This window comes from Streptomyces sp. NPDC043427 (assembly GCF_056436655.1).
This window is the reverse complement of the sequence record NZ_JBWKCC010000007.1, coordinates 105,585-119,931: the sequence shown is the minus strand read 5'-3', so window position 1 is coordinate 119,931 and position 14,347 is coordinate 105,585. Positions and strand designations below refer to the sequence as shown.

Below are 14,347 nucleotides of genomic sequence, written 5' to 3'. Positions count from 1 at the left end.
CAGCGGTCAGCCGGCCGCCTTCTCGACGAACTCCGTCGTGTACGTCTTGCTCAGGTCCACCTTGGCGTTCTTGATGTTCGGGTTGAACGCCTTGAGGACCTTCTCGACGGTCTCGGGACCGTCCTTGGGCATGACGCCGTCCTTGGTGAACATCGGCAGGGTGCTCTTGATCGCCGCCGCGTAGAGGACCTTGTTGCCCTGCGAGTAGTCAGCGGGCATCTTGTCGGCGATCTCGGAGGCGCTGTGGGTGGACATCCACTGGAGCGTCTTGACGAATGCATTGGCCAACTTCTGGACGGTGTCCTTGTGGCTGTTCACCCAGTCCGTCTGCATGTACAGACTTGACGACGGGTAGGGCCCGCCGAGCGCCTCGAGCGAGCCGGCGGGCGTGCGCATGTCGAGGAGGATCTTGCCCGCCCGCTTGGAGAGGATCGTCGCGACGGTCGGGTCGGTTGTCATGCCTCCGTCGATGGCGCCCTTCTGGAGCGCCGAGATGAAGGTCGGGCCCGCTCCCACGGCGACCGGCGTGAACTCGCTGACGTCCACGCCGTTCTTGACCGCGAGGTACTTGGTGAGGAAGTCGGTCGAGGAACCGAGGCCGGTGACGCCGAGCTTCTTGCCCTTGAAGTCCTTGGGCGAGGTGATGTCGTCGGCCGCCTTGTTGGAGACGACCTCCACCTCGCCGGGCGCGTGCGAGAACTGCACGACGGACTCGACAGCCTTGCCCTTCACCTGGAGGTCGAGCGTGTGGTCGTAGAAGCCGACCGCGCCCTGCACCTGACCGGAGACGAGTGCGGTCTCGGCCTGCACGCCGGCAGGTTCGCTGAGCAGCTCGACGTCGAGGCCCTCGGCGTCGAAGTAGCCGAGCCGCTGGGTGAGGATCGCGGGCATGTAGATGACCTTGTCGAGGCCACCGACCATGATCTTGACCTTCGTCCCCTTGCCGTCGCCCTTGCTGCCGGAACCGGTGGACGCGGTGCTCGCCGCGTCGTTGGCACAGGCGGTGAGTGAGGAGAGAGCGAGCAGTCCGGCGGCGGCCAGGGCGGCGTATCTGGCGGGCTTGCGCATGGCGGTTCACGTCCTTGTGAGAGGGCGGTGCGGGCAGAAGACGCACCCGGAGAAGCGATGGGAGTGAGGGGGAGCGAGCAGGAGCGAGGGTTCGGTCGAGGGCTTCAGCTGTCGGAGCCCGACGGCTTCCACCGGAAGATGCGGCTCTCGGCGAACGTCAGCAACCCCTCCGCGACGAGCGCGACGACCGCGAGGATGACCATCGCGGCGTACACACCGGCCGCGTTGAAGGTGCCCTGCGACTGCGCGACGAGCAGTCCGATGCCCTTGGTCGCGCCGATGTACTCACCGACGATGGCGCCGATGAGAGCGAAGCCGAAGCTCACGTGGAGGCTGGTGAAAATCCACGAGGTGGCCGAGGGGATGACCACCTGAAGAGTCACCCGGCGGTCGCTCGCACCGAGAATGCGAGCGTTGGCGACCAGGTTGCGGTCGACCTCGCGGGCACCCTGGAAGGCGTTGAAGAAGACTGGGAAGAACACCAGGACCACGGCCGACGCGACCTTGGAGGCGGGCCCGAGGCCGAACCAGATCACGAAGATCGGTGCCAGGACGATCCTGGGGATGGAGTTGAGCACCTTGATGTATGGACCAAGGACATCGGCGAGGAAGGTGATCCGCCCCAGGGCGATGCCGCACACGACACCGGCGACGACACCGATGACCCATCCGAGCAGTGCCTCGTGCAGCGTGTACCAGATCTGTTCGCCCAGGGAACCGAGCGCGGTGCCGTGCATGACCCAGGTGTAGATCTGGTCCCAGATCTTGGAGGGCATGGAGAAGTTGAACGGGTCGATCGTCTTGGTCCGGGCGAGCAACTCCCACAGGCCCAGGACGCCGATCAGGAGGAGCACGCGCGCGGCGGTGACGACGGCTTTGCGTCTGCGGGCCGCGCGGGCCCGTGACTGGGCACGGTTCGGGGTCTTGACCGTGTCGACGACCGGTGTGCTGAGAACCTCATGCGACATGAGCGGCACCCCTCTCGCGGGTGATGCGGACCTCTTCGCCGAGGGACTCCCAGATCTCGCGGTAGATCTCGATGAAGCGCGCCTCCAGGCGGACGGACTCGACCTTGCGCGGCCGGGGCAGGTCGATGTCGAAGACGTGCTTGACGGTGGCGGGGCCCGCCGTCATCACGACGACCTTGTCGGCCAGCGCGATGGACTCCTCCAGGTCGTGGGTCACGAAGACGACAGACGCGCCTGTGCCCTCCCACAGCTCCAGCAGCTCGTCCGACATCAGCGCCCTGGTCTGGACGTCGAGGGCCGAGAACGGCTCGTCCATGAGCAGGATCTCGGGGTCGTTGACGAAGGTCGCGGCGAGCGCGACGCGCTTGCGCTGGCCGCCGGAGAGCTGGTGCGGGTAGCGGTCCTCGAAGGCGGTGAGGCCGACCCGGGCCAGCCACTCGCGGGCCTTCTGCTTCGCCTCGGCCTTCGGCACACCCCGAAAACGGGGGCCCGCCATGACGTTGGACAGAACCGTGCGCCATGGGAAGGTGGCGTCCTGCTGGAAGACGAAGCCGACCTTGTCGCCGACGCCCCGGACCGGCTGCCCGGTGACCAGAACCTCGCCCTCAGTGGGCTCTTCCAGGCCGCTGACCAGTGTCAACGTGGTCGACTTACCACAGCCGGTCGGTCCCACGACGGCCACGAACTCGCCACGTCGAACCGTGAGGTCCAGGCCCCTGACGGCCGTGTGCAGACCCCCCGACGGGGTCTTGAAGATCTTGCTCGCGCCCCGCAACTCGATGGCGGGGCTGGTGTCTGCGCTCATGGCCGGGGACAGTAGGTGTGACCCGGGCCACGACAGCAGCCTTGTGGGCACATGCGCTTCTTTTGCTTGCAACGGCCTGTTGTGCTCGTTTTGCTCGCGCTACAACAACGGAGCTGAAACACGGGCTTTTCGCGCCTGGGCTTGAAGGAAAGAGGCCCGATGATTGACGTCCTGGTCGTGGACGACGACTTCCGCGTCGCTGAGATAAACGCCAAGTACGTGGGCAAGGTTCCCGGCTTCCGGGTCGCCGCCCGCGCGCACAGCGCCGCCCAGGCCCTGGCCACCGTCGAACGCGGCACCATCGATCTGGTCCTGCTCGACCACTACCTGCCCGACCAGACGGGTCTCCAGCTCGTCCACCGCATGCGGGAGCAGGGCCACGGCACCGACGTCATCATGATCACGGCAGCCCATGACGTCACCACCGTGCAGACCGCCATGCGCCTGGGCGCCCTGCACTACCTGGTGAAACCGTTCACCTTCGCGGCGCTGCGCAGCCGCCTCGACTCCTATGCCGCCCTGCGCCGCACCGTCGACCGGGTCGGCGGCCGCGGCATCGCCGGCCAGGAGACGGTCGACCGGATCTTCGGCGCCCTGCGCACCACCCCGGCACCGTCGTCACCGGGGCTGCCGAGCGGCCACTCGGAGCCGACCACCGACCTGATCTGCGCGGTACTGCACCGCGCGGACCACCCCCTCTCCGCCCACGAGGTCGCCGCCGAGACCGGCCTGAGCCGCTCCACCGCCCAGCGCTACCTCCGCCACCTGGAACAAGCCGGCCGCCTCCGCCTCTCCCTGAAGTACGGCGATACAGGCCGCCCCGAACACCGCTACGCCTGGGTGGCGCCCTAGCAGCCGCTCCCCGGCCTCTGGAGGCGGACGCGCTACGAGGATGGCGGCCGCGCCCCCTACACGGCCCCCGCCCCCGTCAGGGACCGCACCTCGGTCTCCGCGTGCTTGGCCTCGTCCGGGGCCTCGGCCGAGGTGACCGTGCCGAGCCAGCCGGTGACGAAGCCCAGCGGGATCGAGACGAGGCCGGGGTTCTCCAATGGGAAATACTGGAAGTCCACGGCCGGGAAGAGGGACTCGGGGCTGCCCGACACCACCGGCGACAGCAGCACGAGCACGACGGCCGGGATCAGCCCGCCGTATACGGCCCACACGGCGCCGCGTGTGGTGAAGCCGCGCCAGAACAGCGAGTAGAGCAGCACCGGCAGGTTCGCGGACGCGGCGACGGCGAAGGCCAAGCCCACCAGGAAGGCGACGTTGAGGTCGCGGGCCAGCAGGCCGAGGGCGATCGCGACGCCCCCGACACCGACCGCCGCCATCCGCGCCACGGCCACCTCACTGCGCGGCTCGGAGCCAGCGCGCCGCAGTGACGCGCACAGGTCGTGGGCCACCGATGCCGAGGCGGCGAGGGTGCATCCAGCCACCACCGCGAGGATCGTGGCGAAGGCGACGGCGGCGACGATCGCGAACAGAACCGTTCCGCCGGTGGAGTCGGCACCGCCGCCCAGGTCGAGGGCGAGCAGGGGGACCGCCGTGTTCCCGGCCGCGTTCGAACCGCGGACCGCCTCGGGACCGACGATCGCCGCCGCTCCGAAGCCGAGGACGATCGTCATCAGGTAGAAGCCCCCGATGAGCCCGATCGACCAGACCACCGAACGCCGTGCCGCCTGTGCGGTGGGCACGGTGTAAAAACGGGAGAGGATGTGCGGCAGCCCAGCCGTGCCCAGCACCAGGGCCAGCCCGAGGCTGATGAAGTCGAAGCGCGCGGTCCAGTCACCGCCGTACCTCAGCCCAGGAGCCAGGAACGCCGCCCCATGACCGCTGCGCTCGGCCGCCGTCAGCAGCAGTCGGTCGAAGTCGCCGTGGAACCGCATCATGACGAGCACCGTGAGCGCGATGGTGCCGCCGAGCAGCAGGACCGCCTTGACGATCTGGATCCACGTTGTGGCCCGCATTCCTCCCAACGACACATAAATCACCATGAGCGCCCCGACGCCGATGACCGCCCAGGCCTGTGCCGCCCCGCCTGTCCGCCCGAGGAGCAGCGCGACCAGGCTGCCGGCGCCCACCATCTGCGCCACCAGATACAGAACGGACACGGTGATGGAGGAAGTTCCCGCCGCGATCCGCACCGGCCGCTCCCTCATCCGGGCCGCGACCACGTCGGCGAGCGTGAACCGCCCACAGTTGCGCACCAGTTCGGCGATGAGGAACAACACCACCAGCCAGGCCACCAGGAAGCCCACCGAGTACAGCAGCCCGTCGTAGCCGAAGAGCGCGATCAGCCCGGAGATCCCCAGGAAGGAGGCGGCCGACATGTAGTCACCCGCAATGGCAAAACCATTCTCCATCGGCGAGAAGAGCCGCCCGCCCGCGTAGAACTCCTCCGCCGAACCACGCCTGTTGCGGCTCACCCAGGTCGTGATCCCCAGTGTCACCGCGACGAACCCGCTGAACAGCAGCAACGCCAGCGTCTGATGGTTGTCGGTCACGACGCACCACCGCGGGCGCCACGGGCCAGCTCCTGGGTGTCCCAGCGCAGTTCGAGTGCGGCGCGGTCCCTGCGGAGCCTGGCATGCCGGGCGTAGCCCCAGGTCAGCAGGAAGGTACTGAGGAACTGTCCGAGTCCGGCGAGCATCGCCACGTTCACGGCGCCCGCCACGGGCCGAGCCATGAACCCGGGCGCGGTGGTCGCCGTCACCACGTACCCCACGTACCAGGTGAAGAAGACCGCGAACGCGGGCACCACGAACCTCCGGTACCGAGTGCGCACCTCCTGGAAGGCGGCGCTCCGCTGCACCTCCAGGTAGACGTCGGCCACTTCCCCACCAGCCCGCTCCGGGCGCGGCTCCGCGCCGGCCGCAGCGAGCCTGTTGTCGGCGACCGACTCGCCCCAGCCCGAGGCGAGTGCGTCGTACCAGGGGTCGTCGTACCGCACGTCCGTGGACGCCTCGGCCGGGGCCGGGCGTTGACCTGCCTGGGCCTCGACGGAACTGTCGGGCCCACCCCCGCCGCGGCGCGCGCGACCGTTGCTTGACTGCATGCCCAAGGATGGACAGAACGGGGAGATCCCCGACTCTTCTTCCCCGCGTGCTTCACCCCATCAGGTGACGTCACCCGCTGGTGGCCGCGCCAGACCCTTCGCATAGGCGTAACGCACGGCTTGCGCCCGGTCCTTGAGTCCCGTCTTGGCGAAGAGGTTGTTGATGTGGGTCTTCACGGTCGCTGTGGAGACATGCAGCCTGCGGGCGATCTCCTGATTGCTGAGACCCTCGGCGATCAGCACCAGCACCTCCGATTCGCGCACGGTGAGCCCGTCCGGCGGCTCCGGGGGCCCGGCCGACCGGGGCCCGGGCTCCGACAGGCGTTCCAGCAGCCGCCGTTGGATGCTGGGCGACAGCCCGGCGTCCCCCGACAGCACGCTGTGCACGGCCCGCACGATCTCGTCGCCGCCCGCGTCCTTCGTGAGGTAACCACGCGCCCCCGCTCTCAGGGCGGGGAACAGCGAGTCGTCGTCCGCGTACGTCGTGAGCACCACGACCTGGGTCCCGGGGTGCTCCGTCCGGATCCGCCGCGTCGCCTCCACTCCGTCGCAGCGGGGCATCCGCAGGTCCATCAGCACCACGTCCGGGGCCAGTTCCGCGACGAGCCTCACCGCCTCGTCCCCGTCACCGGCGGCACCGACGACCTCGACGCCGGGCAACAGACCCAGCAGCATTACGATTCCCTCCCGCACGACGGTCTGGTCGTCCGCCACCACCACCCGCGCGGGTTTCCTCCCCTCCTCCTCCGTCATGTCGGCACCTTCAACGTCACCACGAACCCCTCCTCGCCCCGCCCGGCCCGCAGCGAACCTCCCAGCAGTTCGGCGCGCTCCCGCATGCCCAGCAGACCGTACCCGGCCCCCGCGTCGGCGAGGTCGCCCGGTGCGCCTCCCGAGTCCCGTACGTCCAGCGTCACCTCGTGCGCGCCATAGTCCAGCCGCACCCGCACCTTTGCGCCCGGGGCGTGCTTGCGGACATTCGTCAGGGCTTCCTGGGCGACCCGGCGCACGGCCTGCGACGCCTCGGCCGACAGCGGTCTGCGTTCACCCGTAATGGCGACCTCAGCACCGTCCGCCGCAGTGTCGACCAGCCCACTCAGGAACTCTTCCAGCGGGGTCAGGTCGCCACGCAGCGCGGACAGCGCCTGCCGGGTCTCGGCGAGGCCGTCGCGTGCCATGCCCCGTGCGGCCACGACCCTTTCGAGGATGTGCTCCCGCTGCGCCCCGCGCTCGATCAGCAGCCGCGCCGCCTCCAGATGCACCAGCTGCGCCGAGAGGCTGTGGGCCAGTACGTCGTGGATCTCCCGCGCGATGCGGGCGCGCTCGGCCAGTGCGGCCGACTCCGCCTCCGCCGCACGGGCCGCGCGCTCCTGGGCGAGTAACCGCTGGGCCGTGCCGCGGGCCTCGGCGTCCAGACGCAGGGTGTATCCGGCGAGGGCCATACCGCCGACGGAGGCGACGGTACCCAGCACGGTGCCGCGGTCGACCACGGCGAACCCCGCGAAGGCGATCGAGGCGACGGGCAGCGCCAGCGCGAGGGGCATCCGCTCCAGCGCCGCGATGGCACATCCGCACCACAGGACGAGCGGAAGAGTCCCGAAACCCGCGGCGTGGGCAGCGGCCGCCAGCCCCAACAGCAGGAAGAGGACCGCCAGCGAGGGCCCCAGCCGGTGCTGGAGCGTGGTCCGGAAGAAGGCCCACGTCAGCGCCCCGGCGACGATCACTCCCCCGACACCGGCGCCGAACACCCACCCGTGGACGCGGCTGTCGTGGAAGGCGCCCCACAGCAACAGGCCGAGGACCAGCAGGCGCACGGCCCGGCCGACCACACGTCGCGGGCCCGAGATTCCCTCGCGGCCCAGCGCCTCCCGGGAAGGCCAGCGTGTCCAGGCGTTCTCCCTCACACACGCTCCCTCCGCGCAAGCCAGGCCTCGGTGTCACCGTACGCCGTACGTGCCACCGGAGCCGGGCCCAGCGCACGCCCCCGCCAAACCATGATCCCGGAGCGGACCAGCAGAGTGCCGGCGAGTCCCAGCATCAGGGCCGAGCTGTCCTGATGGACGCCGATCAGCGCGCCACACGCGAACAGACCCGCGCGCAGTCCGATGCCGACGATCCAGACGGCCGCACTCGCCTTGGTGCTCTTGCTCCAGACGGCGCCGTCCGCCGCGGCCCATATCCGGGTGGTCCAGGCCCATCCCGCTCCAGTGGCCAGACCGACAAGCAGTTCGGCGCCCACGAGCAACAGCGACTCAGTGCGGTGGTGGGCGTCGAGCAGGCCGGGCTCGCGCAGCGCCATGACCGCCAGGATCGCGGGGACGAGCCACCAGCGCCGGTCCGCGTCGATTCGGCGGGCGCGGAACTGCCGTACGACCACCAGGGCGACCACGGCCGCGATCAGCAACGCGTTGACCAGCCCGGACATCTCAGCCTCCGTGAGCGGAAGGGGATGCCGACGACGAGTGCCGCCGACGCCTTCGACGCTACGGAAACGCGCAGGTCCGCAGATCGGAGCCGGGGTGGATCACGGGTGGATCCTCGGCCGCCCGCCCTCTCCACCCACGGGTGGAGAGGCACGAGCGGAAGGACCCCCCTGCTGCCACCTGAGGCACCAGTGGAGCCCAGAGAGGCCCCGGGCTCTGTATGCCGCCGCGGCTGGCGTGTTGCTAGGCGTCGATGCGCGACCGGTCCAGCGTCGCCGCCGAGCTGGAGATGAACTCCTTCCGCGGCGCCACGTCGTTGCCCATCAGCAGATCGAAGACCTGCTCAGCGGCCTCCAGGTCGGAGAGGTTGATCCGGCGCAGGGTGCGATGGCGTGGGTCCATGGTGGTCTCCGCCAGCTGGTCGGCGTCCATCTCGCCGAGGCCCTTGTAGCGCTGGATGGAGTCCTTGTACCGGATGCCCTTGCTCTGGAACTCCATGAGCTTGTCGCGCAGCTCACGGTCCGAGTACGTGTAGACGTACTTGTCCTGCCCCTTCTTGGGCTGGATCAGCTCGATGCGGTGCAGCGGCGGCACGGCGGCGAAGACCCGGCCGGCCTCGACCATGGGCCGCATGTAGCGCTGGAACAGCGTCAGCAGCAGGCACCGGATATGGGAGCCGTCCACATCGGCGTCGGTCATCATGATGATCTTGCCGTAGCGGGCCGTGTCGATGTCGAAGGTTCGCCCGGACCCGGCCCCTATGACCTGGATGATCGCGCCGCACTCGGCGTTCTTGAGCATGTCCGTCACGGACGACTTCTGAACGTTGAGGATCTTGCCCCGGATCGGCAGCAGCGCCTGGAACTCGGAGTTCCGGGCGAGCTTGGCGGTGCCGAGCGCGGAGTCCCCCTCCACGATGAACAGCTCGCTGCGGTCGACGTCGTCACTGCGGCAGTCGGCGAGCTTCGCGGGCAGCGAGGACGACTCCAGGGCCGTCTTGCGGCGCTGCGCGTCCTTGTGCTGGCGGGCGGCGATGCGCGTACGGGCCGCGGCGACTGCCTTCTCCATGACCACGCGGGCCTGCGCGGCCGCGTCCCTCTTGGTGGAGGTCAGGAACGCCTTGAGCTCCTTGGAGACTACCTGCGCCACGATGCGTCGGGCCGCCGAGGTACCGAGTACCTCCTTGGTCTGCCCCTCGAACTGCGGCTCGGCGAGGCGCACGGTGACGACGGCGGTGAGGCCTTCCAGGGCGTCGTCCTTGACGATGTCGTCCTCGGCGACGCGCAGCAGCTTCTTGGTCCTCAGCACCTCGTTCATGGTGGCCGCGATGGCCTGCTCGAAGCCCGCGACGTGGGTGCCGCCCTTGGGGGTGGCGATGATGTTCACGAACGACTTGAGTGTCGTGTCGTAGCCGGTGCCCCAGCGCAGGGCGATGTCGACACCTAGCTCGCGGGTGACCTGGGTGGGGGTCATCTGGCCGTGCTCGTCCAGCACGGGGACCGTCTCCCGGAACGTGCCCTGACCGGAGAAGCGGAGGACGTCGCAGACCGGCTTGTCGGAGGCCAGGTACTCGCAGAACTCACTGATGCCGCCGTCGAAGCGGAAGGACTCCTCGCCCTTGCTGCCGCCCTCGCCGAGGCCGTACTCGTCACGGACGACGATCGTCAGGCCGGGCACCAGGAACGCGGTCTGACGGGCACGCTGGTGCAGGTTCTCCAGGGAGAGCTTGGCGTCCTTGAGGAAGATCTGACGGTCGGCCCAGTACCGCACGCGCGTGCCGGTGCGGGTCTTGGGAACCCTCTTGGTCTTGCGCAGGCCACCCGCCTCGAACTTCGCGTCCGGGCCGTTCGTGGCGAAGGCGCCCGGGACACCCCGCCGGAAACTGATGGCGTGGGTGTGGCCGCTGCGGTCGACCTCGACGTCCAGGCGCGCGGAGAGCGCGTTCACCACGGAGGCGCCCACGCCGTGCAGGCCTCCGGAGGCCGCATAGCTGCCGCCGCCGAACTTGCCGCCGGCGTGCAGCTTGGTCATGACGACCTCCACACCGGAGAGGCCGGTCTTGGGTTCGACGTCGACCGGGATGCCGCGACCGTTGTCGCGCACCTCCACGGAGCCGTCGTCGTGAAGGATCACATCGATGTGGTCGCAGTAGCCACCTAGGGCTTCGTCCACGGAGTTGTCGATGATCTCCCACAGGCAGTGCATCAGACCTCGACTGTCGGTCGAGCCGATGTACATGCCCGGGCGCTTGCGTACGGCCTCGAGGCCCTCGAGGACGAGCAGGTGCCGCGCGGTGTAGTTGGAACCGTCCCGGTCTGCTCCTGCCAGCAGCGCTGTGGACGGCACGGACGTCTCGGCGGTCACGCGGTTCGCTCCTCGCTGAATTTCAGGGTGGGCCCTTCTGGGTAAGGGCGCGGCATCGGTAGCCGTTCAGAGGGTACCGAGGCCTGGTAGAGCCGTTGTAACGCCACCCTCGTCTGACCTGAGCCTAGTCCAGAGTCGCATACACGTTCGATCCCTCGTTGGAGTGAAGTACATATCACGTTCCCTTCGGGGCATGAACCATTTAGGCTCCGGGCACGTCCTCATGAACAAACCGGCAATCCAGCCGGGTGGACTGACACCTGACCGACAGCGCGAAACCGTAAGACACGACAGACACGCAATACGGCACATTCGCCGCCAAACCGGCAGCAGACGGCCGCCTCGAAGGATTTTTTTCGAGGAGAAGCCACGAGCGGGAACGTTTTGGGGCTGGTTGGATGTTGACCCTGGTACGACAGCTCGTCGAGCTAGAGAAGAGGCGACGTGACTACTGTTCTGACCCCCGCGAGCCCGCTGACGGCCGCTGATCGCTGCGACCGTTGCGGCGCCCAGGCCTACCTGCGGGTTGTCCTGGTGAGCGGCGGAGAACTGCTCTTCTGCGCCCACCACGGCCGCAAGTTCGAGCCGGAACTCAAGAAGATCGCCGCTGAGATACAGGACGAGACGGAGCGGCTGACGTCCGTTCCGGCATCAGCCACCGAAGAAGAGCGCTGACGCTTCGCACCACGACGAGCCAGCTCGGCACAGGCCGGCACACGGGCGGCCGCCCCTGCTCCCAGGGGCGGCCGCCCGTACTCACACCGTGGTGAGGGCTGCTCATGAGCCCTGAGGCACTGTCTGGGGCTGTCGCGCCCCCTCGTCGGGACTCAACGCCCGCACGACGTCGGACAGGCGCGTGTAGACGCCGGGACTCCCCGGCCATCCGCAGCCGCTCCCCCACGACACCAGCCCGATCAGCCGCCCCTGGGCGACGAGCGGCCCCCCGCTGTCCCCCTGACAGGCGTCCCGGCCACCTCTCACCTCCCCGGCGCAGACCATGGCCGTGGCGAGGTACGTGCCTTCGTCGCCGCCCGGATACGCCTTCTCACACAGGGCGTCGTGCAGCACGTGCACGCGTGCGGCTCGCAGGCTGGGTGCGTAGTCACCGGCGCTCGTGGTGTCCCCCCAGCCGTAGACCGCCGCCTCCACCCCTGGTTCGTAGGCGGGATCACCCGCGGCGGCCATGCGGATCAACGCCGTCGACGGGAGCGGCTCGGCGAGCGTGAGGACGGCGAAGTCTCCGGCGTTGTCCAAAGGGTCGTAGCTCGGGTTCACCCAGGTGCTGCGCACCGGGATCTCCTGCCCGTGGTCCGAGAGCAGGTTCGTACGCCCGGTGATGACCTTGAAGTCGCGCACGCGGCCCGGTGGCGCGCCCAGGACGTCCTCGCTCAGGCAGTGGGCCGCTGTGAGCACAGTCGTCGGGCCGACCGCCACACCTCCACAGAACTGTCCCGATCGCATACCCCCGAACCGGTCACGGCTCGACAGCGCGACCGTCCAGGGGCTTTCGGAGATGTCCACCGGGAACCCACCGACGACGACACTGTCGGCGGCCACGGGGACGGCTGACAGCAACGGTATGACCGCCGCCGCGGCCGCCAGGACCAGCGGCCGGGTCAACGCCCGTACAAGGGGACGACACATACGGGATCCTCACTCTGGGGTGGTTGTGGGAAACCCAGAGTGATCCACCGCGCCCCGGCCCGCACCCGCGCCCGACGCCGAAGGCCCGGCTCCTGAGGGAAGCCGGGCCTTCTGGGGCGTGCTGATGCGACCTAGTCGAGGTAGTCGCGCAACACCTGGGAACGCGACGGGTGGCGCAGCTTCGACATGGTCTTGGACTCGATCTGGCGGATGCGCTCGCGGGTGACGCCGTACACCTTGCCGATCTCGTCGAGGGTCTTCGGCTGACCGTCGGTGAGACCGAAGCGCATCGAGACGACGCCCGCCTCGCGCTCCGACAGGGTGTCGAGGACGGAGTGCAGCTGCTCCTGCAGGAGCGTAAAGCTCACGGCGTCGGCCGGTACGACGGCCTCGGAGTCCTCGATGAGGTCACCGAACTCGCTGTCGCCGTCCTCACCCAGCGGGGTGTGCAGCGAGATGGGCTCCCGGCCGTACTTCTGGACCTCGATGACCTTCTCCGGGGTCATGTCGAGTTCCTTGGCCAGCTCCTCCGGGGTGGGCTCGCGGCCCAGGTCCTGGAGCATCTGGCGCTGCACGCGCGCGAGCTTGTTGATGACCTCGACCATGTGCACCGGGATACGGATGGTGCGGGCCTGGTCAGCCATCGCTCGGGTGATCGCCTGACGGATCCACCAGGTGGCGTACGTGGAGAACTTGTAGCCCTTGGTGTAGTCGAACTTCTCGACCGCGCGGATCAGACCGAGGTTGCCCTCCTGGATGAGGTCCAGGAAGAGCATGCCGCGGCCGGTGTAGCGCTTGGCCAGCGAGACCACCAGACGGAGGTTGGCCTCCAGCAGGTGGTTCTTGGCGCGGCGGCCGTCCTCGGCGATGATCTCCAGCTCACGCTTGAGCTTCGGAGCCAGCTTGTCGGCGTTGGACAGCTTGTCCTCGGCGAACAGACCGGCCTCGATGCGCTTGGCGAGCTCGACCTCCTGCTCGGCATTGAGCAGGGGGACCTTGCCGATCTGCTTCAGGTAGTCCTTGACCGGGTCGGCGGTGGCGCCGGCCGCGGCGACCTGCTGGGCGGGCGCGTCGTCCTCGTCCTCGTCGGAGAGGACGAAGCCCGCGCTCTCGGTGCCCTCGGGCTCCTCGCCGGTCTTCGGAGTCTCTTCGAGGACCTCTTCCTCGAGGAGCTCGGCGTCGTCCTTCGTGGCGCTTGTCTTCTTGGCCGCCGTCTTCTTGGCGACGGTCTTCTTCGCGACCGCCTTCTTGGCGGTCGTCTTCTTCGCAGCGGCCTTCTTGGCGGGCGCGGCTTCCTCGGCGGGGTCGACCGCGGCAGGGTCGGCGGGCGCTGCCGGGGCAGCCGTGGTGGCGGTGGCCTTCCTGGTGGTCACCGTCTTCGCCGCGACCGTCTTGGTGGCGGTGCGCTTGGCCGGACTCTTCGCTGCGACGCTCTTTCGGGTGCGCTTGGGCTCCGCGGCACTGACCATCAGCGTCACACCCTCTTCCTCGAGGATCTGGTTGAGGCTGCGCAGTACGTTCTTCCACTGAGTGGCCGGAATCTGGTCAGCTTCGAAGGCCCGACGCACATCGTCGCCGGCGATCTGCCCCTCAGCCTTTCCCCGCTCAATGAGCGCCATGACAGAGACGGACTCGGCGATCTCCGGCGGGAGCGTACGGGATGTGCTGGCCGACACGAACAACCTCTCGGAACGTTGGAAAACGGCTTTCCGGCCCCGTCCAAGACGGACAGGAGCCGACCACCGGCCTTGGTGATGGGCCGACGGCGCGGGCGGGGCCGGGGAAGATGCACAGCGCCTTGAACGGCGTCCGTATTCCCTCCGCGACTGTCACCTCTTAGGTCATCGCACTGCCCGCGCGAGCGTTACGCCCAATCTGCGTGGCCCGAGTCACACCCCGTAAGCAATCAAAAACGGTCAGACACGGGCAGAGTAGGTCGGCCATGGTGTTGACCTGGATCACTCCAAAGGATTCACCATCTCGTCGCACCGTCGGACCCCGCAGCAACCCGAAGGTTCCTGCG

At 68.7% G+C, this 14,347-nt stretch carries 13 protein-coding genes; 2 read left to right on the top strand and 11 right to left on the bottom strand.

Annotated elements, in window-relative coordinates; all coding sequences use genetic code 11:
• Positions 1–6: 6 nt before the first annotated feature.
• From AC067M_RS15075 to AC067M_RS15065, 3 genes are all read right to left on the bottom strand, one after another.
• Positions 7–1,068: an ABC transporter substrate-binding protein gene (locus AC067M_RS15075; protein WP_478697431.1), complete on the bottom strand. Its 1,062-nt coding sequence runs from the start codon at positions 1,066–1,068 to the stop codon at positions 7–9.
• A gap of 104 nt (positions 1,069–1,172) precedes the next feature.
• Positions 1,173–2,036: an ABC transporter permease gene (locus tag AC067M_RS15070; RefSeq protein WP_478697430.1), complete on the bottom strand. Its 864-nt coding sequence runs from the start codon at positions 2,034–2,036 to the stop codon at positions 1,173–1,175.
• Positions 2,026–2,841: an ABC transporter ATP-binding protein gene (locus tag AC067M_RS15065; protein WP_478697429.1), complete on the bottom strand. Its 816-nt coding sequence runs from the start codon at positions 2,839–2,841 to the stop codon at positions 2,026–2,028. The genes AC067M_RS15070 and AC067M_RS15065 overlap by 11 nt, the downstream gene beginning before the upstream one ends.
• A gap of 159 nt (positions 2,842–3,000) precedes the next feature.
• Between AC067M_RS15065 and AC067M_RS15060 the strand changes: the two genes are divergently transcribed.
• Complete coding sequence (locus tag AC067M_RS15060; protein WP_478697428.1) at positions 3,001–3,693, top strand: response regulator; 693 nt, start codon at positions 3,001–3,003, stop codon at positions 3,691–3,693.
• A gap of 56 nt (positions 3,694–3,749) precedes the next feature.
• On the opposite strand, the gene AC067M_RS15055 is transcribed toward AC067M_RS15060, so the two are convergent.
• From AC067M_RS15055 to AC067M_RS15030, 6 genes are all read right to left on the bottom strand, one after another.
• Positions 3,750–5,342: a solute symporter family protein gene (locus tag AC067M_RS15055; RefSeq protein ID WP_478697427.1), complete on the bottom strand. Its 1,593-nt coding sequence runs from the start codon at positions 5,340–5,342 to the stop codon at positions 3,750–3,752.
• Complete coding sequence (locus AC067M_RS15050; RefSeq protein ID WP_478697426.1) at positions 5,339–5,893, bottom strand: DUF485 domain-containing protein; 555 nt, start codon at positions 5,891–5,893, stop codon at positions 5,339–5,341. Before AC067M_RS15050 ends, AC067M_RS15055 begins: the two co-directional genes overlap by 4 nt.
• 60 nt (positions 5,894–5,953) lie before the next feature.
• Positions 5,954–6,646 carry a response regulator transcription factor gene (locus tag AC067M_RS15045; RefSeq protein ID WP_478697425.1) on the bottom strand — a complete coding sequence of 231 codons (693 nt, stop codon included), beginning with the start codon at positions 6,644–6,646 and terminating at the stop codon, positions 5,954–5,956.
• A complete protein-coding gene (locus tag AC067M_RS15040) occupies positions 6,643–7,797 on the bottom strand; it encodes a sensor histidine kinase (RefSeq protein WP_478697424.1) in 1,155 nt (384 codons plus the stop codon). The genes AC067M_RS15045 and AC067M_RS15040 overlap by 4 nt, the downstream gene beginning before the upstream one ends.
• On the bottom strand, positions 7,794–8,318 hold the full coding sequence (locus AC067M_RS15035; RefSeq protein WP_478697423.1) for a DUF1453 domain-containing protein: 525 nt from the start codon (positions 8,316–8,318) through the stop codon (positions 7,794–7,796). Before AC067M_RS15035 ends, AC067M_RS15040 begins: the two co-directional genes overlap by 4 nt.
• 241 nt (positions 8,319–8,559) lie before the next feature.
• Positions 8,560–10,680 carry a DNA gyrase/topoisomerase IV subunit B gene (locus AC067M_RS15030; protein ID WP_478697422.1) on the bottom strand — a complete coding sequence of 707 codons (2,121 nt, stop codon included), beginning with the start codon at positions 10,678–10,680 and terminating at the stop codon, positions 8,560–8,562.
• 444 nt (positions 10,681–11,124) lie between these two features.
• Between AC067M_RS15030 and AC067M_RS15025 the strand changes: the two genes are divergently transcribed.
• Positions 11,125–11,355, top strand: a complete 231-nt coding sequence (locus AC067M_RS15025; RefSeq protein ID WP_133932828.1) for a DUF7455 domain-containing protein — start codon at positions 11,125–11,127, stop codon at positions 11,353–11,355.
• A gap of 102 nt (positions 11,356–11,457) precedes the next feature.
• Here AC067M_RS15025 and AC067M_RS15020 read toward each other — a convergent pair whose 3' ends face one another.
• The gene (locus AC067M_RS15020; protein ID WP_478697421.1) at positions 11,458–12,324 is read right to left on the bottom strand and encodes a S1 family peptidase; all 867 of its coding nucleotides are present in this window, start codon (positions 12,322–12,324) and stop codon (positions 11,458–11,460) included.
• A gap of 131 nt (positions 12,325–12,455) precedes the next feature.
• Positions 12,456–14,000, bottom strand: coding sequence for an RNA polymerase sigma factor (locus tag AC067M_RS15015; RefSeq protein ID WP_478697420.1), 1,545 nt, complete (start codon positions 13,998–14,000; stop codon positions 12,456–12,458).
• Positions 14,001–14,347: the final 347 nt, after the last annotated feature.